This is a genomic window from Alkalibaculum bacchi, assembly GCF_937875145.1.
In the GTDB taxonomy this organism is placed as follows: domain Bacteria; phylum Bacillota; class Clostridia; order Eubacteriales; family Alkalibacteraceae; genus Alkalibaculum; species Alkalibaculum bacchi_A.
Window position 1 is genome coordinate 1 of sequence record NZ_CALNCS010000063.1, and the last position, 26,837, is coordinate 26,837.

The 26,837-nt window shown below is 34.2% G+C and carries 21 protein-coding genes, 1 pseudogene and 1 riboswitch; of the genes and pseudogenes, 18 read left to right on the forward strand and 4 right to left on the reverse strand.

All coding sequences use genetic code 11. The features are described from left to right. Positions 1 to 372, forward strand: a 372-nt coding sequence (locus Q7P22_RS04230) for a 4Fe-4S binding protein (RefSeq protein ID WP_303861025.1), incomplete at its 5' end; no start/stop codon positions are given. 590 nt (positions 373 to 962) lie between these two features. Here the strand turns inward: Q7P22_RS04230 and Q7P22_RS04235 are convergent. After that, positions 963 to 2,342 (reverse strand): SpoIIE family protein phosphatase, encoded by a 1,380-nt coding sequence (locus Q7P22_RS04235; RefSeq protein WP_303861028.1) that lies wholly within the window; start codon positions 2,340 to 2,342, stop codon positions 963 to 965. Positions 2,343 to 2,558: 216 nt separating this feature from the next. Here Q7P22_RS04235 and Q7P22_RS04240 point away from each other — a divergent pair, with 216 nt between their 5' ends. From Q7P22_RS04240 to Q7P22_RS04250, 3 genes are all read left to right on the forward strand, one after another. Continuing rightward, a complete protein-coding gene (locus tag Q7P22_RS04240; protein ID WP_303861030.1) occupies positions 2,559 to 3,284 on the forward strand; it encodes an alpha/beta fold hydrolase in 726 nt (241 codons plus the stop codon). Positions 3,285 to 3,372: 88 nt separating this feature from the next. After that, positions 3,373 to 3,786, forward strand: a complete 414-nt coding sequence (locus tag Q7P22_RS04245; RefSeq protein WP_303861033.1) for a hypothetical protein — start codon at positions 3,373 to 3,375, stop codon at positions 3,784 to 3,786. A gap of 302 nt (positions 3,787 to 4,088) precedes the next feature. Further along, the gene (locus Q7P22_RS04250) at positions 4,089 to 5,033 is read left to right on the forward strand and encodes a TIGR01212 family radical SAM protein (RefSeq protein WP_303861035.1); all 945 of its coding nucleotides are present in this window, start codon (positions 4,089 to 4,091) and stop codon (positions 5,031 to 5,033) included. A 191-nt stretch (positions 5,034 to 5,224) separates the two neighbouring features. On the opposite strand, the gene fba is transcribed toward Q7P22_RS04250, so the two are convergent. Continuing rightward, a complete protein-coding gene (gene fba, locus Q7P22_RS04255; RefSeq protein ID WP_303861036.1) occupies positions 5,225 to 6,154 on the reverse strand; it encodes a class II fructose-1,6-bisphosphate aldolase in 930 nt (309 codons plus the stop codon). Positions 6,155 to 7,036: 882 nt separating this feature from the next. Here fba and raiA point away from each other — a divergent pair. The 8 genes and pseudogenes from raiA to Q7P22_RS04295 all read left to right on the forward strand — a co-directional run bounded on the left by raiA (position 7,037) and on the right by Q7P22_RS04295 (position 18,446). Then, positions 7,037 to 7,564, forward strand: coding sequence for a ribosome hibernation-promoting factor, HPF/YfiA family (raiA, locus tag Q7P22_RS04260; RefSeq protein WP_303861038.1), 528 nt, complete (start codon positions 7,037 to 7,039; stop codon positions 7,562 to 7,564). A gap of 533 nt (positions 7,565 to 8,097) precedes the next feature. Further along, complete coding sequence (locus tag Q7P22_RS04265; RefSeq protein ID WP_303861039.1) at positions 8,098 to 8,559, forward strand: hypothetical protein; 462 nt, start codon at positions 8,098 to 8,100, stop codon at positions 8,557 to 8,559. A 238-nt stretch (positions 8,560 to 8,797) separates the two neighbouring features. Continuing rightward, positions 8,798 to 10,057, forward strand: coding sequence for an HD-GYP domain-containing protein (locus Q7P22_RS04270; RefSeq protein ID WP_303861042.1), 1,260 nt, complete (start codon positions 8,798 to 8,800; stop codon positions 10,055 to 10,057). Then, the gene (locus tag Q7P22_RS04275; protein WP_303861045.1) at positions 10,054 to 11,409 is read left to right on the forward strand and encodes a DUF5317 domain-containing protein; all 1,356 of its coding nucleotides are present in this window, start codon (positions 10,054 to 10,056) and stop codon (positions 11,407 to 11,409) included. The genes Q7P22_RS04270 and Q7P22_RS04275 overlap by 4 nt, the downstream gene beginning before the upstream one ends. A 156-nt stretch (positions 11,410 to 11,565) precedes the next feature. Beyond that, on the forward strand, positions 11,566 to 14,073 hold the full coding sequence (gene secA, locus Q7P22_RS04280; protein ID WP_303861047.1) for a preprotein translocase subunit SecA: 2,508 nt from the start codon (positions 11,566 to 11,568) through the stop codon (positions 14,071 to 14,073). A gap of 53 nt (positions 14,074 to 14,126) precedes the next feature. After that, a pseudogene (gene prfB / locus Q7P22_RS04285) lies at positions 14,127 to 15,194 on the forward strand (peptide chain release factor 2). 156 nt (positions 15,195 to 15,350) lie between these two features. Beyond that, the gene (locus tag Q7P22_RS04290; RefSeq protein WP_303861050.1) at positions 15,351 to 17,504 is read left to right on the forward strand and encodes a Tex family protein; all 2,154 of its coding nucleotides are present in this window, start codon (positions 15,351 to 15,353) and stop codon (positions 17,502 to 17,504) included. An 81-nt stretch (positions 17,505 to 17,585) separates the two neighbouring features. Then, positions 17,586 to 17,701: riboswitch (FMN riboswitch) on the forward strand. Between the two features lie 157 nt (positions 17,702 to 17,858). Then, the gene (locus Q7P22_RS04295; RefSeq protein WP_303861052.1) at positions 17,859 to 18,446 is read left to right on the forward strand and encodes an ECF transporter S component; all 588 of its coding nucleotides are present in this window, start codon (positions 17,859 to 17,861) and stop codon (positions 18,444 to 18,446) included. 48 nt (positions 18,447 to 18,494) lie between these two features. Here Q7P22_RS04295 and Q7P22_RS04300 read toward each other — a convergent pair whose 3' ends face one another. After that, complete coding sequence (locus Q7P22_RS04300) at positions 18,495 to 18,680, reverse strand: alpha/beta-type small acid-soluble spore protein (RefSeq protein WP_113919258.1); 186 nt, start codon at positions 18,678 to 18,680, stop codon at positions 18,495 to 18,497. 268 nt (positions 18,681 to 18,948) lie between these two features. On the opposite strand from Q7P22_RS04300, the gene Q7P22_RS04305 reads away from it, so the two are divergent. The 5 genes from Q7P22_RS04305 to Q7P22_RS04325 all read left to right on the forward strand — a co-directional run bounded on the left by Q7P22_RS04305 (position 18,949) and on the right by Q7P22_RS04325 (position 25,395). Beyond that, positions 18,949 to 20,664: a homocysteine S-methyltransferase family protein gene (locus Q7P22_RS04305; RefSeq protein ID WP_303861058.1), complete on the forward strand. Its 1,716-nt coding sequence runs from the start codon at positions 18,949 to 18,951 to the stop codon at positions 20,662 to 20,664. Positions 20,665 to 20,844: 180 nt separating this feature from the next. Then, positions 20,845 to 21,288, forward strand: a complete 444-nt coding sequence (gene tsaE, locus Q7P22_RS04310; RefSeq protein ID WP_303861061.1) for a tRNA (adenosine(37)-N6)-threonylcarbamoyltransferase complex ATPase subunit type 1 TsaE — start codon at positions 20,845 to 20,847, stop codon at positions 21,286 to 21,288. A gap of 26 nt (positions 21,289 to 21,314) precedes the next feature. Next, complete coding sequence (tsaB, locus tag Q7P22_RS04315; protein ID WP_303861064.1) at positions 21,315 to 22,022, forward strand: tRNA (adenosine(37)-N6)-threonylcarbamoyltransferase complex dimerization subunit type 1 TsaB; 708 nt, start codon at positions 21,315 to 21,317, stop codon at positions 22,020 to 22,022. A 158-nt stretch (positions 22,023 to 22,180) separates the two neighbouring features. After that, positions 22,181 to 23,278 (forward strand): DNA repair exonuclease, encoded by a 1,098-nt coding sequence (locus tag Q7P22_RS04320; RefSeq protein ID WP_303861066.1) that lies wholly within the window; start codon positions 22,181 to 22,183, stop codon positions 23,276 to 23,278. After that, the gene (locus Q7P22_RS04325; RefSeq protein ID WP_303861069.1) at positions 23,269 to 25,395 is read left to right on the forward strand and encodes an ATP-binding protein; all 2,127 of its coding nucleotides are present in this window, start codon (positions 23,269 to 23,271) and stop codon (positions 25,393 to 25,395) included. The genes Q7P22_RS04320 and Q7P22_RS04325 overlap by 10 nt, the downstream gene beginning before the upstream one ends. Before the next feature lie 119 nt (positions 25,396 to 25,514). Here Q7P22_RS04325 and Q7P22_RS04330 read toward each other — a convergent pair whose 3' ends face one another. Next, on the reverse strand, positions 25,515 to 25,712 hold the full coding sequence (locus tag Q7P22_RS04330) for a DUF378 domain-containing protein (protein WP_303861071.1): 198 nt from the start codon (positions 25,710 to 25,712) through the stop codon (positions 25,515 to 25,517). Between the two features lie 155 nt (positions 25,713 to 25,867). Here Q7P22_RS04330 and mnmA point away from each other — a divergent pair. Beyond that, positions 25,868 to 26,837 (forward strand): tRNA 2-thiouridine(34) synthase MnmA (gene mnmA / locus Q7P22_RS04335; protein WP_303861073.1); only part of this gene is annotated, 970 nt, incomplete at its 3' end.

Consider the following 26,837-nt stretch of genomic DNA (forward strand, 5'->3'; position numbering starts at 1 on the left):
AATCATGAAAAATGTATAGGTTGTGGTGAGTGTGTGTTAAATTGCCCAACAGGTGCATGGACTCGCAGTGAGAAAAAATATTATAGATTAACTCTTCTAGGAAGAACAGGCAAGAAAAATCCTCGCCAAGGAGAAAATTTTGTTAAATGGATTGATGAAGAAAGTATCGTAAAAATCATATTAAACACTTATGATTACGTTACAGAGTATATTGCCAAAGATGCCCCAGGTGGAAAAGAGCACATCGGGTACATTGTAGATAGAACTGGTTTTGAAGAATTTAAAAAGTGGGCCTTAAAAGATGTAGAATTCCCAGAAGAAGCAGAAGTAGAACACACAGTATACTGGAATGGCATTAAATACGCGCCTTAGGCTCTTTAGATACTAGCAGCTAGTCACTAGTTGGCTGGTATCTTTTTATTTTTATAGGTTTATTTTGTTACGAAAGGTAGCATCGTGATTTTTTCAGAATAGTAAGCAATACTTTTATTAAAAAATAAAATACTATGTTTATTCTTCAAATCGCGGGGTATATTATAAATACAAGGTAATGGATTTCATAAAAAGACAATCAAAGTTTTTAAGCTAATCTATGAAATAGCAACATGCAAACAAGTAGATGAATCCTCCAATAATCTTTAACGATTATAGAGGAACCTAAAACGGAATTAGGAAGTAGTCTAAACTGTTTACATTACGGAGTAGATTAGAGGTAACGCGTGACCACTTAAAAGTATAGATTGATCTTTAATAAAACCAAACCTTGGAAAGTTAGTACCAGGAAGGAAATTGCATGGAGATTGAGCACAAGATATAAGGGACGAATTTCATGAAATAGTGTGAAATCGTCCTTTATATCGTTTTTAATTGAGATAGTAAAGAAAACCTTAAAACTGCAACGCTACTTTTGATAGCAAAAGGACCCTAGAGGAATACCATGATGCTAGTGACGAATGGCTAAATTATAGTTGTATTCCTAGCAAGCACACATCATCTTCAAAATCTCTTTCTTGTCTGTGTTCATTTAGACTAGCTATGATATTCTCACAAACTGTAGATATAGGGAGATCTTTAGAGTTTCTAATAATGTCTAAGGAAGTACTTATATTGTAAAACTCTCCATATTTATTGCGCAGTTCTGTAACGCCATCTGTATATAGAAAAATTTGATCGCCTTTTTCATACAGGATAGACTGTTGGACAAAAGGATAGTCGTCAATATATTGGCTTAGCCCAACTAAGGGCTGATTTGAATGCAGGAACTGCATAATATTTTGTTTTTTACGGTACAGTATGGCAGAAGGATGTCCAGCGTTACAGTAGCGAATAGATTGCTTGTCCGGATCAAAGACCATATAAATCATGCTAAAAAAGTTGTCTGGGACTACATCTGATATATCTGCCTCTATAAATGCCATGACTTTACTTGGTTTGCATAAAAGACCCTTTTTTTCACTGCAATGCTTAAGAGTGAGTTTAATCATGCCCGTAATCATTGCTGCATCAATACCATGACCAGCCATATCAGCAATGGCAATGGCAACTTTATTGCTATCTTTATCAAAAAAGAAATCGTAGAAATCTCCACCTACTTCTCTAAAAGGCTTTAAATAAGAGTAGAAGTTATAGTGATCTGATTTAAAAGCATCCATATGAGGGATAATCTTCTTTTGAATTCTTTTGGCAAACTCTAATTGTTTACTAAAGATGTCATTTTTCTTTTTTAATTCTTTATTAAGTGCTATTGCTTTAGAGGATCTAGATGCAAGAGTTGCGATAAGATCAAGGGTGTTCATCTTTTCATCGGATTTAGGAGGGGTGTTTGAGATAATAGATGCTTCAAATTGACAGATTTGATCACCTAGACCCCAACATTTTGTCTCTTCAACTACTACATTTTTGTTCATAATATAAGATAAGGCGCCTGCTAAAAAGCCAGATTCAAAAGAGCACAGTGCCTCATCAGTAGTAGGCATACCCATACAAACTGCACATTCCTCTTCTTGAAAGATAATATGTTCTCCATTATTACAAACGACTTTCATTATGCCAATGGTAAGATCATTAAGGGTAGTTACTATATCATCTATTGATACGAACTTAAAATTATTAATTGCCGTATGTCTTCCCGCTTCGTACAATAAAGAGCTAGCCAATTTGCTCCCATAAGTATCCCGAAGTGCAAGTCTAAAAAGTCGCATGTATACTAGATCGATATTTTGGCCTAATTCATTGCGAACAGGACAAGTAATATCTTTAATGGATATTGGGATTTGTTGTTCAAGTTCTTCTAGTTGATATGTAATTGCATCTTTAAAATAATTTAAATAAGTTTCACTCATATAAATTACCTCCTCCCATAAAATAATTATAGTATATTAAGGGAAATATTTCTATAAGATTCCCGAAAAGGTGATTAGATAATTTATAAAGAAGCAAATTTTTTACGGGTTATTAAATATTGTAGACTATTTTGTAGGATTTAAATAGTAGAGGTTTATACTTCTCTATATTATAATGAAAGTGAATAGTAATAATCACATCTGAGGTGAAATTTTGTGAGTTCAAACAATACAGGGTATGTGTTCTCCAATACTGCAAACATCTATTTTCAAGTTTTTGGAGAAGAGAGTAAACCCGCAATTATACTCATTCATGGACATGGAGAAGATTGGCATACTTTTAATAAGCAAATAAAACCCTTTTCTAAATTATATAAAATAGTGACCATCGATAGTAGAGGCCATGGCCGTTCCTCCTTTGGGATGTACCCCCTTACTATTGAATTTATGGCAAATGATGTCATAACTGTTATGAATGAGCTCAAAATTGGGCAAGCTCATATTATAGGATTTAGTGATGGAGGAAATATCGCTATACAGATTGCGCTAAACTATCCTGAGCGAATTAAAAAACTGATTCTAGCTGGAGCTAATTTATATCCTACAGGAATAAAAATGGCAAGTCAGGTGCCTATTGTTATGGCTTATTTGTTGTATAAGATTACTTCTGGGTTTAGCAAGAAGGCAAAGAAAAAAGCAAGTTTACTAGATTTGATAGTATGTCAACCAAATTTTGACCCTACAGAACTAAAAAAAATTCAGTGCCCAACTTTAGTTCTAGCAGGAGAAAAAGATGTAGTCAAAGGAGAACATACGGAACTTATTGCACGTCATATACCTATGTCTAAACTTGAAATTATAGAAGGGGTCAATCATTTCATATTTAAAGAAGAGCCGTGTAAGGTGAATTTTTTAATTTTATCCTATTTATGTAAAATGTAGTAGGTATTTCGATGTTTTCTTTAACTTTATTTGAAATGTACTCGAATACATACTATAATATAATAAAAAGGCGAAAGAGGTGTCTAAGATGGTTCGAATTATTTCTGGTCCAAAAGGAAGTGGAAAAACCAAGAAAATCATTGATTTTGCAAATGAGAAAATCAAAGAGACAATTGGAGAAATTGTGTTTATAAACGACAGAGAGAAGTACCGAGAAAAAATAAATAAGAGCATACGTTATATAAGCACAAACGACTTTTATATTTATACACCGACCGTATTATTTGGTTTTCTTAACGGATTGATTGCTGGGAATTACGACATCGATACAATATTTATTGACAATTTAGTTCGCATTGCAAAGATAGAAGAAGTAGATGATTTGGAAAAATTCTTTAAAGGAATAGACCTCCTTAGCAATAAGTACAATGTAACATTTGTAGTAAGCGTCACAAGCGATGAACCATTACCTGAGAAATATAGATCCTACGCTTTCTCGTAAAATTAGCCTTTACTAATGAAATAATGTAGAAAACAATAAATAATGAGATAGAAAAAAAGCAGAGTCCATCATTTTGATTTGGTACTTTGCTTTTTTTAATTTGAGTGGATAAACCTAGCTTCTATTTCTACATATATTTTATAGAGATTCTTCGTCGCAAACTCCTCAGCATGGCAGTATGGTCGATTGAGACGTCAGTGGGAATGTAAGGCTTAACGATTACTTTTCTACTGCTTTACAATCGTAACCATCGTTCAAAAAGGGCTTTTATGTTATAATACTTTTCAACGGAGGAATAAAATATGGAATTGTATAATAATTACTCACATTATTTAAAAGAAAAGTACGGAGAAAAGGTCTATAAGATTCCCATTAGCATACCTTGTTCTTGTCCAAATCGAGATGGAAATATTTCTACGGGAGGTTGTATTTACTGTGGAGAAAGTGGAGTAGGTTATGAAAACTTGCCCAATAGTCTGAGTCCTAGTGAGCAACTAGATAAAAATATAGAGTATATATCTAAAAGGTATAAGGCAAAAAAATTTATTCCTTATTTTCAAAACTACACGAATACCTATTTGCCTTTAGAAGATTTTAAAAAACATATTGTGCAAGTCGTCAAAGAGAATGTAGTCGGCATTTCTGTGTCCACTAGACCTGATTCTATTAATGATCAATATTTAGAATTTCTCAAAGAAGTTTCAAGGGAAAATAATTTAGATATTACCATAGAGCTGGGTTTACAAACAGCTAATTACCACACATTAAATAAAATCAATAGAGGTCATACCCTAGGGGAATTTATTGATGGGGCTCTTATGGTGAAGAACTATGGTTTTGATATTTGTGCTCATGTAATATTAAATCTGCCTTGGGATAATGAAGTAGATGTAATGGAGAGCGCAAAAATCATATCTGCATTACATATAGACTCTATAAAGTCTCATGCCCTTTATATTGAAAAACACACAAAAATGGCTGAATTATATATTAATAATGAGTTTGAAATAATCTCATTGGAAAATTATATTAATAGAGTGATATTGTTCTTAGAATATTTGAAACCGGATATATCTATACAAAGGCTTATAGGCAGAGCACCACAGGAAAACACTCTTTTTTGCAATTGGAATACTAGTTGGTGGAAGATTAAGGATATGATTGAAGAAGAAATGAAAAAAAGAGAAAGCTATCAAGGAAAAAAGTGTAATTATTTAGGCGGAAAAACATTAAGATTTCAGTGGTGACAAAGGGAACAGATTTATATAGACAAAGGGGGACACATTTATAAATGTGTCCCCCTTTGTCTATAGCCTCTAAGTTCTATGATGTACGTTTTATGTAAACGCTTTTAGTCACCTTCGGTGACGTAGTGACTTAGAACGTAGAACATACAACTTACAACTAAAATAAAAAGAAAGCCAGAGGGCTTTCTTTTTTATTTTTTACCAGAGCAACCTAGCACATTTCTCATTTTATGAGCGACCATATCTCTAATAGCATCTCTACCTGGTCCTAAATATTTTCTTGGATCGAATTCAGCGGGGCTTTCTACAAAAGTTTTTCTGATAGAAGCTGTCAGAGCTAATCTTAAGTCTGTATCAATATTGATTTTACATACACCTAATTTAGACGCTCTATTTAGCATTTCTTCAGGCACACCTTGAGCACCTGGAATTTGTCCGCCGTATTTGTTGTTTAATTGTACAAATTCTTGAGGTACAGAAGAAGCACCGTGTAATACTAATGGGAAACCTTTTAATTTTTCTGTGATAGTAGCTAATCGATCAAAGTCTAAAGTTGGATCTCCTTTGAATTTATAAGCTCCATGGCTTGTGCCAATAGCAATAGCTAATGAGTCTACACCTGTTTTTTCAACGAATTCTACTGCTTCGTCAGGATCCGTGTAAGTAGCATCTTTTGCAGCAACTTTAACGGCATCTTCTACACCTGCAAGCTTTCCTAATTCTGCTTCTACTGTAACACCTTTATCATGAGCATATTCTACAACTTTTTTTGTTAATGCAATATTTTCTTCAAGTGGAAATCTTGATCCATCTATCATGACAGAGCTAAAGCCATCATCGATACAAGCTTTACATATTTCAAAATCTTCACCATGATCTAAATGAAGAACAAGGTCAAGACCAGTCTCTTCTATTGCAGCCTCTACTAGTTTTCTTAAATAAATTGGGCTAGCGTATTTTCTAGCTCCCGCGGATACTTGTAAGATAACAGGTGCATTTTCTTGTTGAGCAGCAGCCATAATACCTTGAACAATTTCCATATTATTGACATTGAACGCCCCTACTGCATAATTTCCTTCATAAGCTTTCTTAAACATTTCTCTAGAATTTACCAAAGCCATTACAAAACCTCCTATTTTACTTAAATGAATAACGTAAAGTGTTCTACAAAAGTAGTATACAATAATTGTGGTAAAATATCCAATTAAAACACAGAAAATGAGAATGTGCTCGTTTACAAGTTTTTTTGGTTGGGCGATTGGATGGAAAAAAGATATTAGCTGAAAGCGGACCCCTAAAGAAATACCTCGGCGCTATGGACTAGTCACAAGAGACTAGGGATTAAAAGTATCTTGACTTTTTTCCTTTTAAGTTAGTATAATAAAGAGACGCCTTAGGTCTGTGGTTGAAAATCGATGCCAGTCGCAGGCAAAACGATCCACGTAAGGTAAGCCAAAAGAGCATACTGAGCATGGTGCGGCTTAGATGTAAGACCAGCCAATTAAGAGATTGAGAGAAGGAGTTGTGAAGGCGAACCCTAGCTAAACTTCCAGCTGGCGAGTGTGGGGGCAAAGACCAGGTCAGCTAAGGCGATAATAGTTCTACGTTTTAAGCTTTAAGTTGTAAGTAAAAACAGTTGTTAAACGATTGTTGAGCAATGGTTAAACGGTAGTTAAACAATTGTTTAAGTATCTAAAAAACGATTTTAAAGTTATCATTAAGGTACTAATTTCTACTATAATATAATTTTCTACATAGTCATCCTGAGGAGCGAAGCGACGAAGGATCCTACACAACCTCGCCTACAGCGAGTTTTTTTCCGCTTTCCGCTTTCCGCATTCAGCTTTTTTTCAGACTACCTGTCCACCTAATTTTTAAATTTACCAATAATTTCCTTTTATATAATGAAGTATTTACTACAAACAAAAATGTTTTGTCATATTCTTTAGGGGTATAATAATAATACTAACTAATCACTATATTTTCTTAAAGGAGTTGTTATTATGCGAGTAATAGTATATGGGAAGAATATCGAAGTAACTGAAGGGTTAAGAAATATGTTGGAAAAGAAATTGTCTAAGCTCGACAAATACTTCGTTCCTGAGGTGGAAGCAACGGCAACTCTTAGTACTCAAAAGAATATGCATATTTTAGAAGTACAAATTAAAATTGATGGTTCTTTTTTGAGAGCTGAGGAAGCTACTGATGATATGTATGGTTCTATCGATAAAGTTGTTGATAAATTAGAAGGACAATTAAGGAAACATAAAACAAAAATTGAAAGAAAATACAAAGAACAAGCTACTATTCGATTTGACTCTATTCCTGAAAGTGGTAACAATCAAGAAGAAAATCGAATTGTAAAAACAAAGAGATTCCCAATAAAGCCAATGTCACCAGAAGAAGCTTCTCTACAAATGGATTTAATAGGACATAATTTTTTCGTTTTCTTGAATAGTGAAAGTGATGAAGTAAATGTAGTATACAAGAGAAAAGATGGCAACTACGGATTAATCGAGCCGACCATCTAAACATTCAAGATATTAAAGGGCAAAGCTTTCTCGCTTTGTCTTTTTTAGTAGGGATTTTTTTGATAAAGTCTGTATTCTTTCTTTTAATCCAATTAACTATAAAAATCTAAACGTATCTATTTTCAATATTTTTGCTAATCATCGAACTACTGTTTAACCATCGTTCCGCAATCCTTGATATAATACAAACTTAAAATTTTTTATTTGATTGCATATAGATGCATATTTATTAGAAAAATTTTAATGATTTGTGTTTTTTTATATCATTATATAGTGTTTTAGTGGTATCATTATATATATCTATAATTTAGGAGTTGTTGGAATGGAAAGCACCGATATTCAAAATGTAGAAGAATCTCTAAGTAAAATCATTGGCGTAATGTGCTCTCGTATAGTAGTCAATGAGACTGATAAAATTACGTGACTGGAGTTCAGACGTGTGCTCTTCCGATCTTAAAATTACTGAAATACATATTCTTTCTGATAATCAAAGGCCTGTGAAGCAAATTATTCGAGATGTCGAATCCCTCCTCATGGCTAAATATAATATAAAAGTGGATCATAAAATTATAAGCATTGCCCAGATATATGAAAAAGGGGAAACTCATCAGACCCAAAGATTACAAATTGGCTCTGTTGAATACGGAAGTTATAATATGCAAGCCAAAGCAAAAGTAACCCTAGAATGCGGTGGTAAAACATATGAGGGGAAGAGCGAAGGAATCAGAAGTACTTCTCAAATTAATAGATTGGTTGCAGAAGCAACTTTAGACGCTATTGAAATATTTTTAAATTATAAAGTCAAATTCATTTTGGATGAAATAAAACTAGTATCTATAGCTGGACGAGATGTGATACTATTGGCTTTATATGAGATGTATGAACAAAAAGAAAAACTTTTTGTCGGAAAGTGCATCGTTGAAAGCGATATCAATACAGCTATTATAAAGGCAGCATTAAATTCTATAAATCGACAGATTAAAGTTATTCCATGAGGGATTAAGGCTGGCATACTTTTGAGCGAAGCGGATTAGATTGTTTTATTTAGCGAAAAACAGTCCCATTATTTATATAAGGGGGCATTTACATGAAGGCTAAAATAATCCAAGTACTTTTGGTTATAATGACTTTATTTGTAGCTGGCGGCGCTGGCGTCAAATGGTGTTAATACACAAAATAGTTTAAACAAAATTACATAAAAGTATGCCAGCCTTAATATATAAGGAGATTTAAATGAGAAAAGTCAATGCAATAACATTACATATATTATTAGGCCTAAGCATTATTTCAGTCATTCTTTCTTTCATTATTTTTAAAGAATTTCCAATAAATTTTAATCTTCATTTATTGTTATTTACTGTATTTGCAATTATTACAGAATCGGTCGTTATTTTCACGCCTAATAAAGGCGGGGTAACCCTCACTTTTGGCATTGTCTTATCTGTAGCCATATTATTTGGTCCTAGCGAAGGTTTACTCTGTGCTATTGCTAGTATTTTATTTTCAGTATATAAGATGGATGGAGAAGTAAAATATTTTTTTAATATTCCCTGGTATAAAACGCTAGGTAATTTAAACGCTTATATTATTGGTAGCAGCATTTCCTCATTGCTCTTTATATATTTAAACCAGGGTTTAGAATTTAAAGAAGGCTCTATTATATTTATGTTCATTTCAGGTATAGTATTTATCCTAATGGATGTGATGGTGATTACGACATTTATGATAGTAAATTCTGAGGCTGATCCAACCCTTCTATTTAGAGAGAACTTTAAGGGTGTTATTCCAAATTTCTTTGGATTATCTACAGTCAGCATTATCATCGTCATGACTTACCAAAAAATTGGGATAGAAATGGTCTTGATTCTCTTTTTCCCTTATATGCTCATACGATATTCCTTTAAATTAGTGTACGATATGCAGGCAAATTACTTGTCCACTATTAAGGCATTATCCTCTGCCCTAGAAGAAAAAGATCCTTATACAAAAGGTCATTCAGAGAGGGTAGAAAAGTACTCTATTATGATTGCTAACGAAATAGGTCATTCAAAAGTAGATATACAGCAGCTTCAATACGCTGCAATTTTTCACGACATAGGCAAGATAGGAGTAGAAGATAGCATCTTACATAAACCTGGAGGGCTTACAGAGGAAGAATATGAAGCCATAAAGCAACATTCTCAAAAAAGCGTCAACATCCTTATGGGTATTAGCTTTTTAAAAAAGGCCATAACCTTCATTGAATCACATCATGAAGGATACGATGGAAGTGGGTATCCAAGTGGATTAAAAAGAGAAGAAATTCCTTTAGAGGCAAGGATTATTTCTGTAGCGGATATATACGATGCCTTAACTACAGATAGACCTTATAGAAAAGCCATGACAAATAGAGAGGCCGTTGATATAATAAAAGAGGAGTCCGGTAAAAAATTAGATCCATTTGTAGTGGATAAATTTTTAGTATTATATAATAAAGGTAGGTTCAAAATATGATTATTGCTATATTTACTCTTGCGATTATATTTGGATATATGAGAAAAGGTAGTCTAAAGAATGTAGTGCATTATAAAATAAAACTTGTGCCACTGATTTTATTATCATTTGTTATGCAAATAAGCATTTATTTTGCCTATCAATACAATATAGAGATTGTCCAAAATTATGATGTTTTAATTCATTTTGTCAGCTACATTATTTTGTTTGCTGGTTTAATGGGTAATTTTGATAACAAGTGGTTTATTCTCGTTACTTTAGGAATAGTACTCAATTTTATAGTGATTTTCTTAAACGGAGGAAGAATGCCCGTGTCACTAGATGCTGCAGAAAAAATAGGCTTAGATGCTACCGCCCTGTCCGAATTATTAATGGCTAAAGTAGGAACACATCAGCTATTAGAATCACATACCTTACTGGGGATTTTAGGGGATATTATACCTTTTGGCTTACCAAAAGCACTGCGTTTCTTTAACGATATTTACAGTATTGGTGATATTGTTATGTTTGTCGGGATTTTTGGTTTACTTCAATCTCTTATGATTTTTTCAGAAGATCGAAATCAGGTAGATGAGGGAGAAGAAGAGAAGAACGCCTATGAAGATTTTAAGCCAATGGACTCCTTAGAAGAAATGCTGTTGTTTGAACAAAAAATCAACTCTGCAAAAGGAGAGACGGCAATAGAGGTAGAACAAGATATAGAAGACCATCACCAAGAAACTATCGTCTTAAATACGAGCAAAGCAACAAGTGTTCAAGAGGAGCAAAGCGTAGGTGTGGAAATCACCTTAGATGATGCCACTGTTGTTGTGCCTTGGCAAGAAGAGGAATCTTCTCAGGAGAATTTGATGGGATTTGATATTACAAACAACCAAGAAAAAGAAGATACGGTAGAAATAGAAAAGGAAGATATTGATCAAATGAATAATACTGAGGGAAATGAGCCATTAGTAGATGAAACACCTCAAGTTGATTTGAATCCGTATAGAGAGAAAAAAGAAACGAATGATGAAGAAATGGATACTATAAATCAGTTTATCATTGTAGACGGTAAAATAAAGAAAAATCCTAATTATCAATTGCCTATTCATCATGAAGAGGTAAACCGGGAAGAGCCTGTAAAGGGCAATGATCCGGAGGAAAACGATATAGAAGAATTAGAGCTATCCCATATTGATTTGCAAGATAAAGGAGAAAGGGTTAAAGAAGAGAACCATATGCTTCAAAATCTTACGGATAGTGACAGAATTGAATTGATGAAAAAGATGAAAAAAAGGAAAGCCGAAGGATATACTTTAGTTGAGATTACTGTTGGTGATAAAAAAATTAACTTTTGGAAAAAAGACTTGTAATGTAAACAAGTCTTTTTTGTGATATACTATCTGAACAGAAAATTGCATAAATAGCTGCAGACTTAGAGTTGAGGTCTAAAATTAGTGCAGTATGGATAAGCAATTAAAAAAGGTACAAATCCAACTAAAACATAATCCTAACAAAGAGGTGTAAATATGTCATTGCTAAAAAAAATATTTGGTGATTTAGATGCAAAAGAAGTAAAGAGATTAATGAAAACGGTTGATAAAATTATTGATTTAGACGAAGAAATGAAAAAACTTACGGATAAAGCTCTAAAGGATAAAACGGATGAGTTTAAAAGCAGGCTTCATAAAGGAGAAAGTGAAGATGACCTTCTAGTAGAGGCATTTGCTGTCGTTAGAGAAGCTGGAGACCGAGTTCTAGGGATGAAGCATTTTCCAGTTCAATTGCTCGGTGGAATTGTTCTTCATCAAGGAAATATTGCAGAGATGAAGACAGGTGAAGGTAAAACTCTTGTGTCTACCCTTCCAGCCTATTTAAATGCCCTTTCAGGAGAAGGCGTGCACATTGTCACGGTCAATAGCTACTTAGCTCAAAGGGATAGTGAATGGATGGGTAAACTCCATGAATTTTTAGGGCTACAAGTAGGTTTGGTTGTACATGGAATGACTCCTGCAGAAAAAAAAGCAGCTTACGGTGCAGATATCACTTATGGGACAAACAATGAATTTGGTTTTGATTATTTAAGAGATAATATGGTGGTTCACTTAGAACAAATGGTACAGAGAAAACTTCACTATGCTATTGTAGATGAAGTGGATAGTATATTAATCGATGAAGCTAGAACGCCTCTTATTATTTCAGGAAGTGGAGATAAGAGTACAAAGCTTTACAATATCGTAGACAGCTTTGTAAAGAGATTAAAAGAAGAAGAAGATTATGTTATTGACGAAAAGGCGGCCTCCGTAACACTGACAGAAAACGGAGTTGAAAGAGCAGAAAAACAATTCGGCATAGAAAATTTAGCGGACATGGAAAACATGGAATTGTCTCATCATATTAATCAAGCCTTAAAAGCAGTGTATTCTATGAAACGAGATAAAGATTATGTAGTGCAAAATGGTCAAGTTGTCATCGTCGATGAATTTACTGGTCGACTTATGGAGGGACGAAGGTATAGTAATGGACTCCATCAAGCTATAGAAGCTAAGGAAAATGTTAAAGTAGAAAGGGAATCTAAAACTCTTGCAACAATCACCTTTCAAAATTATTTTAGAATGTACGAGAAGCTCAGCGGTATGACAGGTACAGCTAAAACAGAGGAAGAAGAATTTAAGTCTATTTATAATATGGATGTATTGTCCATTCCAACAAATAAAGATATGATTCGTAAAGATATAAATGATGCCTTTTACAAATCTGAAAAAGCTAAGTTTAAGGCAGTAGTGGATGAAATTGAAAGAAGGAATAAAATAGGTCAACCAATATTAGTAGGTACCATTTCTATTGAAAAATCAGAAGAGTTAAGTAGCATGTTGAAAAAACGTGGTATAAAACATGAAGTATTAAATGCGAAACACCACGAGAAAGAAGCTGAAATCATTAGTAATGCAGGACAAAAAAATGCCGTTACCATCTCTACAAATATGGCAGGTAGAGGTACGGACATTGTCTTAGCCCCAGAAGTAAAGTCATTAGGCGGTTTACACATTATAGGTACAGAAAGACATGAAAGTAGAAGAATTGATAATCAATTAAGAGGTCGTGCTGGTAGGCAAGGGGATTCAGGTTCTTCACAATTCTTTATTTCCTTCGAAGACGATCTGATGCGATTATTTGGATCGGAAAGAATCTTAGGATTAGTAGATACTATTGGTTTAGAGGAAGATGTCCCAATAGAGCATCGAATGCTAACGAAGGGTATCGAAAATGCTCAAAAGAAAGTAGAAGGCAAAAACTTTGGTATCAGAAAGCATGTCTTACAATATGATGATGTCATGAATAAGCAGAGAAAAATCATCTATTCTCAGAGAAGGTCTGTATTAGAAGGACAAGACGTACACGAGCAAACGCTAAAGATGTTAGAGGGAATTATCGACGACAGCATCAGCGTATATACTGGTTTTAGCCAACATACAGATGAGTGGGATCTAAAGGCATTAATAGAGCACTGTGAATCTATATTTTTAGAAAAGGGCACTCTGACTTTTGAAGATAATGATATTACTCAAGATGAGATAAAAGAAGCTTTAATGGATAGAGCTTTAAAAACATATGAAGCAAAAATTGCGGAAATAGGTCTAGACCAGATGAAAGAGCTTGAAAGGGTAGTCTTATTGAGAGTTGTAGATAGTAAATGGATGGATCATATCGACAATATGGATCAATTGAGACAGGGCATTGGATTAAGAGCTTATGCTCAGATAGACCCAGTTGTTGCTTATACTAAAGAGGGCTTTGATATGTTTGAACAGATGAATCAAAGCATTCAAGAAGATACTGTAAAATACTTGTTCCATATTGATGTGAGAAGTGACAAAGTAGAACAAAGAGAAGCTACAGATCTGTCTCAGGTGACAACCAATAGAGATGAAAAGGTAAATAAGCCTATTGTCAACAAAGACAAGATTGGAAGAAATGACCCTTGTCCGTGCGGTAGTGGCAAGAAGTACAAGAGATGCTGTGGAAATAATCTATAAGAGGTGAAAAAGTATGGATATGCAGGAGTATAAAAGAAGGTATAAAGAAGCAAATGAAATCTTTAAAGAATTGAGGGATTCACTTTGACTTGTCAAAGATAAAATTTGAAATTGATGAGTTAGAGCAAAAGATGAATGCTCCTGACTTTTGGAATGATCAGGAAAATGCTAAAAAAATACTAAAGCAATCTAGCGCTCTTAAACATAAATGGGAAAAAGTTGCTGGGCTTGAGAGCGAATTAGAGGATATTAGCCTACTAATAGAATTAATAGAGGAAAGCGAAGATAAAGATTTAGAGGAAGATTTGAAATCTTCTATGGACGAACTAGAAAAAGCTATTGAAGAATTTAATCTAGAAACGCTATTAAGCGGTGAGTACGATGCTAATGACGTGATATTCTCCATACACCCTGGCGCTGGAGGAACAGAGTCTCACGACTGGGCTGAAATGCTTCTTAGAATGTACTTGAGGTGGGCAGAGAAGAAAGGTTTTAAGGTTACAACCTTAGATTATCAGCCAGGAGATGAAGCTGGAATAAAGAGTGTAACAGTATCAATAGAAGGAAATAATGCCTATGGGTATTTAAAAAGTGAAAAAGGTGTACATCGATTAGTTCGAATTTCTCCTTTTGATGCTTCCGGTAGAAGGCATACGTCCTTTGCCTCTGTAGATATTACACCTCAAATAGAAGAAGATAGTACTATAGAGATAGATACTGATGATTTAAGAATTGATACTTATAGATCTAGTGGGGCAGGTGGTCAACACGTCAATAAAACGGAGTCGGCCATTCGAATTACTCATATCCCTACAGGCATCGTCGTTCAATGCCAAAACGAACGCTCTCAGATCCAAAATAGAGAGACCGCTATGAAAATGTTATTAAGTAAGCTAGTAGAAATCAAAGAGAGAGAACACAAAGAAAAGATAGAAGATATCCAAGGAGAATACGGACAAATTGCTTGGGGAAATCAAATCAGATCCTATGTATTCCATCCGTACAGTATGGTCAAAGACCACCGTACTAATGCAGAAACGGGAAATGTGCAAGCTGTTATGGACGGGGACTTGGACTTATTTATAAATGAATATCTGAGGAAAACAGCACTAGAAGATTAAGCGCGAATAGAAACATGAATTAGCCATCAACGGTCAGCAAGCAGCGACTAGTACAACAAGCTACCTACGGTAGTAAAAAGACCAAGAGCAATTCCCTGATATTGACGGTTGGTGACTGATAGATGATGGCTATTTTTAATAAGGGAGTTTTACTATTTGAATAAGATTATAGAACAAATTACAAAAGAGTTTAATATAAAAAGAAACCAAGTCGAGACGACAATTAATCTCATCGACGAAGGAAATACGATCCCTTTTATTGCTAGATATCGTAAGGAAGCTACTGGGAATTTAGACGATGTTACTCTTCGTGAATTAGATGAAAGATTACTGTATTTAAGACATTTAGAAAAACGAAAAGAAGAAGTCATCCGCTCTATTGAAAATCAGGGCAAATTGACAGATGAACTAACTAAAAAAATTGAAATGGCGGGAATTCTACAAGAAGTTGAGGATTTATACCTTCCATATAAGCAAAAACGAAAGACTAGGGCGGTTATAGCTAGAGAATTGGGCTTAGAGCCACTAGCCACGCTTATTCGGTTACAAATATCCACAGATGAGGAGATTCTTCAAGAAGGTGAAAAATACATTGACCTTGAAAAGAAAATTGAAACTGGAGAAGACGCTGTAATCAAAGCTATGGATATTATAGCTGAGGATATATCTGATGAGGCAGAGTATCGTAAAAAGATTCGTGAATTAGTCTTTGAATATGGTTTTCTTACATCTATCTATTCCAAGAAATCACAGGAAGAGATTACAGAATTTGAGATGTACTACGATTTTTCTGAAAAAGTAAATAAAATTGCAAATCATCGAGTATTAGCAACGAATCGCGGAGAGAAAAAAGGCATATTAAATGTAAAGATTCAGATGGATGAAGAAAAAGTTTTACGGTATTTAAACAGCAAACTCTTAAATGAACACACAAATCAATTTATGATAGATGCTATAAAAGACTCTTATAAGAGACTTGTTTTTCCCTCAATAGAGCGAGAAATCCGTTCTACCCTTACTGAAGTGGCAGAAAAAGAAGCGATAAAGGTATTTGCCACTAATTTAAAGAACTACTTATTGCAGCCACCAGTAAAAGGTCGGGTGGTTTTAGGTTTTGATCCAGCTTTTCGTACAGGTTGCAAGCTAGCTGTTGTAGATGAATTTGGAGAACTTTTAGATACGGCTACGATCTATCCTACTGCTCCTGAGAATAAGATTGAAGAATCTGAAAAAACCCTTTTACGCCTTGTCAAAAACCACGCTATTACATTAATTGCTATAGGAAATGGAACGGCTTCTAGGGAATCAGAAATTATTGTGGCAGATTTTATTAAGAAAAACAATTTAAAAGTAGAATACCTAGTAGTCAATGAAGCAGGAGCATCTGTGTATTCTGCATCAAAATTAGCCAATGAAGAATTTCCAGATATTAATGTATCTTTAAGAGGTGCTATTTCTATTGCTAGAAGGTTGCAAGATCCCTTAGCTGAATTAGTAAAGATCGATCCAAAGCACATAGGAGTGGGACAATATCAACACGATGTAAATCAAAAAGAGCTTCAAAAATCATTAGATGGAGTCATTGAAGACGTGGTAAACAGCGTTGGAGTAGATATGAATACAGCGTCTGTGTCTCTCTTAAAAAATATTTCTGGTCTTAACAATACAACTGCTCAAAATATTATTGAATATAGAAGAGAAAACGGTCCTTTTACAAATAGAGCTACCATAAAAAAGGTAAAGAAGATTGGGAACAAGGCTTTCGAACAAGCGGCAGGCTTTTTAAGGATTTCAGAAGGCGAAAATCCCTTAGATAATACAGCCGTACATCCAGAATCTTATGAAGATGCTATAAAGGTTTTAGATTATTTCAATTATAAAATTGAAGATATACGAACGAAATATTCTGAAATAGGTAAAGCCTTTAGTAATGTAAGTATAGAGCTACTCTCTAATGATTTGTCTATTGGAAAACTAACCCTTGTGGATATCCTAAAAGAAATTCAAAAACCAGGAAGAGATCCTCGAGATGAATTCGATAGACCAATCTTTAAGACAGAAGTAATGGAAGTAAAAGATCTTAAAGAAGGTATGGTATTGACAGGAACGGTACGCAATGTAATTGACTTTGGTGCTTTTGTAGATATAGGAGTACATCAAGATGGATTAGTACACATTTCACAATTAAGCGATAAATTCGTCAAAAACCCTATGGATGTAGTGGCAGTAGGCGATATTGTCAAAGTAAAAGTCATAGGAGTAGACGTAGAGAGAGGACGAATTTCACTAAGCATGAAGGGTGAACAGTAGTTAAACAGCAGTTCAACCATCGTTCGAAAAGGTGTTGCACTATTATGTAGAATATGTTATAGTTATCTCATAAAAGAATAATTAAATTCTCAGGGCAGGGTGTAATTCCCGACCGGCGGTAAAGTCCGCGAGCCTTTTTAGGCTGACTTGGTGCAATTCCAAGACCGACAGTAAAGTCTGGATGAGAGAGGATTAGAGTTTTGTTTGTATTCTATTGAACTCGTCTAATAGCCCTTGAGAAATCAAGGGCTTTTCTTTCGTGAACCAAAGAGCCAAGTGAAAGTGCAGCTTTTATTTGGCGAGTGGCTGATTAAAAATTTAATTATTCCAATTACAATTTAAGGAGGCTTTACTATGGCTAGCAACAAGACAAAATATTTAATGAGAATAGCCGTTCTCAGTGCAATTGCGTTTATTTTAATGTACATCGATTTTCCTATCCCCATGTTATTTCCAGCTTTTTTAAAGTTTGATGTCAGCGATATACCTGCTATATTAGGCGCTTTTTCAATGGGACCTGCAGCGGGAGCACTTATTGAAGTAATAAAGAATATCCTTCATTTTATTGTAAAAGGATCTGAGACAGGTGGCGTGGGGCAATTAGCAAATTTATTAACAGGCTGTGCCTGGATAATACCTATAGGATTTATCTATAAAAAGAATAAGACGAAAAAAAATGCAGTCATAGGTTTGGTTGTGGGAGCCATATCTATGATTATAGCTGCAGGGTTTATCAATTTTTATATAAATCTTCCATTCTATGAAAGCATGATGCCAATGGAAGCAATCGTAGGAATGGGATCTGTAGTCAATCCAGCTATAAAAGATTATATTACGTTGATACTATATGGCATCACACCGTTTAATATTGTAAAAACATTATTAATATCCATACTAACAATGGCGATGTATAAAAAAGTATCCCCTATATTACATAAATAAGATAGTCAGAACCTATAACGAAAGCGCCCACAAGGGCGCTTTATCTATTTATTGATTATTCATATTTTTTTCTTCGTAAGAACGAACCATTCTTTTAACCATTTCTCCACCGATGGAGCCAGCTTGCTTAGAAGTCAAATCTCCATTGTAGCCTTGTTTCAAATTGATGTTTAAATCATTAGCACATTCTTGTTTGAAATTTTCTAATCCTGCTTTTTGTTTTCTTCTACTCATCTTTGTTGCCTCCTTTATTTGTTGGTGTAGTAATAGTTTGTATCTATTTGAAAAAAATAATCTGGTAATATTTTGCAGTATTGAATCAAAGATATAAAGAGATTTTTATTACAATTTTTGTAAATAATATGAAACAATAGATGAAATAAGTTTTTTTTAAAGCATAATATTGTTATAATACATATATGATTTGTTGAAAGATGAAAAATATTTAATAATTTATAAAATTTACTAAATGTTTTAATGAGAAGGGGCGGAGAATAGAAAAATGGATAGAATAAACAAATTAGGACGAGAATTACTCATCTTTGATGGAGCTTTGGGGACAAGAATTCAAGCGGAGGCGCCAGAAGCTAAGGTTCCAGATGAGCTCAATATAACGAAACCAGAACTCATTCAAAAAATTCACAAAGAATATGTGCATGCTGGAGCAAATGTAATCACTACTAACACTTTTGGAGCCAATGATTTTAAGTTAAAGGGGAGCAATTATTCCATTGAAGAGATTATTACTGCAGGCGTTCATAATGCTATAGAAGTAGCAGAGGGTGCTTATGTGGCATTAGATATAGGACCTTTAGGAAAAATGATGGAGCCTATTGGAGATTTGACCTTTGATGAAGCGTATGAACAATTTAAAAAACAAGTTCTAGCTGGAAAGAAAGCAGGTTGTGATCTCATTATAATTGAGACGATGACGGATATTTCAGAAGCAAGAATTGCCGTTTTAGCAGCAAAAGAAAATTCCGATTTACCAATTGTATGTACGATGACTTTTAACAAAAATGAAAAAACCATGTTTGGCGTAGATCCAGTGACGATGGTAGCTGTATTAGAAGGTTTAAAGGTAGATGCTTTGGGTATTAATTGTTCCTTTGGGCCAGAACAATTGCTACCTATAGTTGAAAAGGTCGTGGCTTATTCTTCTACACCAATTATCGTGCAGCCCAATGCTGGACTTCCAATCGTAGTGGATAATCAAACTCACTACGATATTGATGAAAAGACATTTGCTGAAAACATGAGAAAAATGGTTCATATGGGAGTATCCATAGTTGGAGGGTGCTGTGGAACAACACCACTTCATATTGCTGAATGTAAAAAACAACTACAAAACGTGGAGTTAAATCCTCAAGAAAAGAAATGTTTTACCCTTGCAGCATCGCCAAGAAACCCTATCTTATTTGAGCAGACTATCATCATGGGTGAAGCCTTAGTTCCAACTGGAAGAAAGGAGTATACAGACGCCCTTTTGAATCAGGACGATTCTTTTTTCTATTCCGCTGCTAAAAAACAAAAAAAATGTGGGGCACAAATTATTAATTTAAATGTCAGTGTTGCTGGAATTGATGAGATGGAGGCTATGCTCTGTGGAGTAGAAGAAATCGCTTCAAGTGTAGACGCACCACTTCAAATTGATAGCATTCACGCTGAAATCATAGAAGCAGCTTTGCGAGCATATCCAGGGAAAGGAATCATTAATTCAGTCAATGGTACAGAGAATAGTATGAAGAAGATCTTCCCAATTGCCCAAAAATATGGTTCTTTAGTTATTGCAATGACTTTTGACGAAAGGGGAATTTGCGAAAAGGCCTCAGAAAGAGTTGAAATTGCTAAGAAGATTATTCAAAGGGCTTCAGAATATGGCATTGATAAAAAGGATATCATCGTAGACTGTCTGTCCCTTCCTGCCAAAACACACGGAGACAGTTTGATGGAGACCCTAGAAGTAGTAGAAGAGGTAAAGAAACTAGGAGTAAAGACGATGTTAGGTGTTGCTAATGTGTCCTTTGGTTTACCTAAACGAAGGGTGCTAGATCGAACGTATTTTGCAATGGCTTTAGCCAAAGGTCTTGATGCAATCATGATGAGCGTATATGATAAAGATATGATTGAAACCATAGAAGCTTACAGAGTTTTTACAGGTGCAGACCCTAACGGCAAAGAATATACTGAAAAATATCGCCGTAATACTACGGAATAGGTATAGCTCCTGATAGTAGATTATAAGATAAGCTCAGAAATTTATATGTTTCATACTCAACATTCTTAGTATAAAAATTAGCGAATAAAGCAGGGGAAATGACCCAAAGGGAATACCACAGCACTAGGGTCTAACGACTAGTGACTAGAAAGCTTTCGGCTAAAAAAGAAAGGAGAACAAATGAAAATAAACAGCAAGTCGTCAGAGGAAACGTATGAGTTTGGATTTGCTTTAGGCAAAAAACTCCTTCCTGGCTCTATTGTGTGTATCGAAGGTGAAATGGGAGCTGGCAAGACCGCATTATCCCAGGGAATTATTCGAGGTTTAGGCGTAGAAGACAAGTATATAACGAGCCCTACCTATACATTAGTCAACGAATATCATCTAGATGATTATGTCGTTTATCACTTTGATATTTATAGAGTAAGTGATTACGATGAATTATCTGCAATGGGTTTTGAGGAGTACATCCGAGATGACAGTGTGGTTATTATTGAGTGGGCAGATATTATTGTTCATGAGCTACCACATAAAAAGATATGGATTACCCTAAATAAGGCAGAAGATTTTAATAAGAGAATTCTTGTTCTTGAAGGCTTAGAGTATTATGACATCCATTTATAAAGTATAACGTAGAAAGTAGGAATATTATGAAAGTATTGGCATTAGATACTGCAACTGTAGTTGCAACAGTTGCAATAGCAGATGAAGAAAAACTATATAGTGAAATTACCATACATTCTAAGAAAAAAAATCATTCAGAAAGGCTTATGCTTCTAATCCAGGAGGTGCTAAAAAATTCAGGTTTAGAACTTCATGAGGTAGACGTATTTAGTTGTACAGTAGGACCAGGCTCTTTTACAGGGCTTAGAATTGCGATAGCTACGATTAAGGGATTAGCCCAAAGTTTAAATAAACCAGTTATCCCTTTATCCACATTAGAAGCTTTAGCATATAATCTGCCTTCTTGCAAGGAAATCATATGCCCTATTATTGATGCACAAAGAGATCAAGTATACACTTGTTTTTATGAATGGACAAAAGAAGGTTTACAAGCATTGACTCAAGAATCTGTGTATTCTATTGATGAACTTTTAAATACCATTGCAGGCCAAGGAAAAGAAGTGGTTTTATTAGGGGATGGTGTAAAAAAGATCCCCTCTGAAGCTCTAGAAAAATATAAAAATTTACTAAAAGTAGCCCCAGTATCTAGTAGAATGCCAAAGGCTTCTTCTCTAGCTAGTTTGTCATTAGATCTTGCTAAAAAAGGAGAAACCACCACTTACTCCAATCTGGAACCAAACTATATGCGAAAATCCCAAGCGGAAATGCAGATGGAGATGAAAAAACAAAAATAGCTACTAGTAATCAGCGTCTAGCGATCATCATATTGGCTATTTGGGGTAGCCAAAGTTTTTTCATTACCTAGAGGCTAGTTCGTTTTTTGTTCAACCTACTTTGTTAAGACAATCAAGTTTTTTACCTATTTCAAAAAATCAGAACATAACATTAAGGGGTGACACCACTGACCATAAAATTTATTCACACGGCAGATTTACATTTGGGATCTACTTTTAATAATGCTAGTTTTCCAAGGAATATTGCAAAAAATCGACGAGAGGAAATGTGGGACACTTTTTTTGATATTATTCAATTAGCAAAGAAGGAAAGTGCAAATTTCTTATTCATCAGTGGAGATTTGTTTGAAGATCATCTCATCACCATAGGTCAAGTAAAGAGAATAAATGAGGCTTTTAAGAGTATTCCTGAGACAAATGTGATTATTTCTCCAGGAAATCATGATTATCATTGGGGCAGGTCTCCTTACAAAAAAATAGAATGGAATTCTAATGTTACAATCTTTAAAACGAGGGAGCTGACAAAGGTTAGCTTTCCAGAGCTCCAGACAAATGTATACGGCTTTGCCTGGACAACCAAGTATATAGAAGAACCCTTTACCTTTGATTTAGGTGAATTAGATGGGTCCCAAGAGAACATTCTTTTGCTTCATGGAGATGTGTACAATAAGAATTCACAATACCTACCAATTGATAGAGATTATTTGGCTGCATTTCCTTTTCAGTACATTGCTTTAGGCCATATACATAAACAAGATGAGATACAAAAAAATATGAGGTATGCAGGTAGCCCAGAACCTTTAGATTTTGGAGAAGTTGGAAATCGAGGGGTGTTAATAGGAGAAATAGACGTTCATAGGTTGCAGGTGCAATTCGTGCCTATGGCTAAAAGAGAATTCTTCATAAAAGAAGTAGAATGTACTCCTGAGATGACTTATGAAGAAATCCTCTATAAACTCTGTCGTTTTAAAGATAGAAAAAACCTTTATAGGATCCTTTTAAAGGGATTTAGAGATTCAGATATTAATATAGAACAATTGATAGAAGAAGCCACTAAAGAATTTTACTATGTAGAAATCAATGACAGTACTAGACCAGATTACGATTTAGAGAAAATCTATTTAGAAAATAAAGATAATATTATAGGGATGTTCATAGACGAAATGAAGAGATTGGATTTAGAGGAACAAAAAAACAAGGATGCCTTGTATCTGGGTTTAGAAGCTCTTTTAAAGGAGAGTGAACCGTGTATATAAAAGAATTAATCATTACTTCTTTCGGCAAGTACCAAAATAAAAAGATGTTACTAAAACCAGGAATTAATATTATATATGGAGAAAATGAAGCTGGAAAATCCACTGTACATAAGTTTATTGAGGCTATGTTCTTCGGTTTTTATAAAGATCACAAAAGCCGTAGAACGTATAATCCTGATTATGAAAAATACTTGCCCCTGTTTTCTAGTTCTTATGAAGGGATTTTAATTTATGAAGAAGATCGTAGAGAGGTGCGAATAGAGAGAAATCTTCTAAAAGGCAAAGATAAGGTAGTGCTCTATGATGAGGGAACAGGTGAAGATATCAGCAAGGAATTTTACTACGATTCTGCAATAAAATTGTATACACCTTTTGAGCAGAGTACTATGAATAGGAGAATTTACAATAATACTGTGAGTATCTCTCAACTAGGATGTAGAACTAGTAAAGAGCTATCAGAAGAATTAAAAGACTATCTTGCTAATTTAGGAGAAAGCAAGGGAGATCTATCCGTTCAGAAGGCATTAAAGAGTTTAAATGATAGCTATAATGAGATTGGAACGGAAAGAAGAAAAGACTCACCTATTTATAAAGTAAAAGATCATATTAAAAGGCTTCAAGAAGAAAAAGATAAAATACGGTCCAATATGATAAAGGTAGAAGAGCTTACGGAAGAAATCAACAAAATAGAAGATGGTATTCAAAAGGCTATAATCGAGAGGGAAGAGTATCATAAGAATATTTTATCCCACCAGTCCTATGAAGCATTATGCAAAGTGCAAGAATATGAATCAAAATTAGAAGAAAATAATAGAATTCTAAAAGAAATCTCTAAAATCTCCTTTCAAGAAGTTTCAGAAGAAGAATATGATGACATAAAGAGAATGCAGACGAAAATTGAAATATTAAAAAAGCATGTAGAGGACATCATTTCTAGACAAGCTACCCATACAATAGGGGTAAGAGATGAACCAAATCAACAAAAAATGGATTCTTTAAAAGAAAAACAAAATCAAAGCAAAAGATTTATGATCTTAAGCAGTATAATGAGTATTTGCGGTCTTTTAGGTGCTATTCTTCATCCTGTTTTTTACACTCTTTTTATCTTTGTTTTCTTTGTTATTTACTTTCATAAGAAGGCCTCAGATTATGGCAGAGAATACGAAGAGCAGAGAAAAACTGTAGGTAAAGAATTGATTTTTGAAAGACAAAAGGCAAAAGAGTTTGATGAAACTATTGATGATTATAAAAGCAAAATAGAGGACCTTGATCTAAATATAAAAGAGTTGCTCCAAAAGAACAACGTTCTAAATATTGAAGAGTACGAGGTTCAGTTGAAAAGTAAAAGGGATGTAGAAGCACTAGAGAAACAATTAGAGAATAGCGCGATATTGCTAGAAACTCTTATTCCCTTAAAAGAACTGGATAAATGGCAAGCAAAAGCTGAAGAATATCATCAATACGCAGAGTTTAAGGTAGCATTAGATCTAGATGCATTAGTATTTAAGAAAAATGCAAAAGATAAAGAAATCAATGATATGAATTTAAAAAAATCGAAGATTCAAGGAAGTGTTGAGAGCATTTTAGAAGAATTAGTTGATCTTTCAGAGGTAGAAAACGATATTAATTATCATGAAAGAGAATTAGAAAAACTTCAAGAAAAACAAGACGCCTTACAATTAGCTATGAATACCATTCAAAAGCTTTCAGCAGAAATTCACAATGAATTTGCACCAGAGTTAAATAAACTTCTCGGCATAATTGTAGGAGAAATTACAGAAAAATATAAAGTGATTAAAGTATCTAAAGATTTAGAAATAAAAGTGGAAGACCCTATATATCACCAATTTATAGACCTAAATAAATTAAGTTCTGGCACGATAGATCAAATCTACTTTGCTTTTCGAATGAGTTTAAATGAGTTTATAAGCAATGCAAGCTTTCCTGTGTTATTAGATGAAACGTTTATTCAATACGATGAAAATCGATTGTCTAATGTATTAAAATACATTGCAAAAAAATCACCTAATAGACAAGTGATCATATTTACTTCTCAGAGAAGAGAGATGGAAATAATAAGCAAATATACGGAAGATTTTCAAATAATAAAATTGTAACGGAGGTAATCAGGCGATCAGCAAAAACAATAGATTATCATAGGTGGCTTAGATTTTACTTAAAACCTAGAACGTAGAGCTTATAATATATAAATAAAGCGCATAGCGCTTTATTTATATTAACTGTCTACTCTTCTTTCTCCTACTAAGAACTTAATAGAATAAAGTCCAGCTAAGCCAACGAGACCATAGATAAGTCTACTTAGTGCTGCTGTTTGTCCGCCAAAGATAGCTGCAACTAAATCAAATTGGAAAAATCCAATCAGACCCCAGTTTATTGCTCCAATAATGACAAGTAATAGTGCTAATTTATCCATTGATACAACTCCTTTCATATAATTACCATTAGTATATTAAAAAAAAGTTTTTTTATTAATAAATTTTACTTTCCATCTTCTACTTTTCACTATTGACTTCATAACACTATTAATAATAAAATAGACAGTAAAAGAAATTATAAGAGGTTGATTAAATGAGCAAGAATACCAGAGTTGTGGTAGGTATGTCTGGAGGAGTCGATTCTTCTGTTGCAGCAGTCCTATTAAAAGAACAAGGATACGATGTCATCGGCATTTTTATGAAAAACTGGGATGAAGAAGATGAAAATGGTGTCTGTACAGCAACTGAAGATTATGAAGATGTAATAAAAGTCTGTAATAAAATTGGAATACCTTATTACAGTGTAAACTTTGTCAAAGAGTACTGGGATAATGTGTTTTCTTATTTTTTGCAAGAATACAAAAGGGGAAGAACACCAAATCCTGATGTACTTTGTAATAAAGAAATTAAATTTAAAGCTTTTTTAAACTACGCCTTAGATGTAGCCCAAGCGGATTATTTGGCAACAGGCCACTATGCACAAGTCGATTGCCAAAATGGAGAATATCGATTGATGCGAGGTGTAGATAATAATAAGGATCAGACTTATTTTCTTTGTCAATTAGGACAAGAACAGTTATCGAAAGCGATGTTCCCTATTGGTCATGTAGAAAAGAAGAAAGTTAGAGAAATAGCAGAAAGAGAAGGGCTTGTGACAGCTAAGAAAAAAGATTCTACAGGGATTTGTTTTATAGGGGAGAGGAATTTTAATCAATTTTTAAACAATTACCTTCCTGCACAAAAGGGTCCTATAAAAGATTTAGATGGAGTAGTAAGAGGAGAACATTCTGGACTTATGCACTATACCTTAGGCCAGAGAAAAGGTCTAGGCATAGGTGGTCAAGGAAGTGGCGATCCTTGGTTTGTAGTGGATAAGGACTTAGAAAATAATACCCTTTACGTAGTTCAGGGAGATTCCCATCCTAGACTTTATTCTCATTCTCTTATAGCTACGGATATGAACTGGGTAAAAGGATATGCCCCTGCTAAAAGCTTTAGCTGTACAGCTAAGTTTAGATACAGACAAAGTGACCAAGGCGTTGATGTAGAAGTTTTAGAAGCAA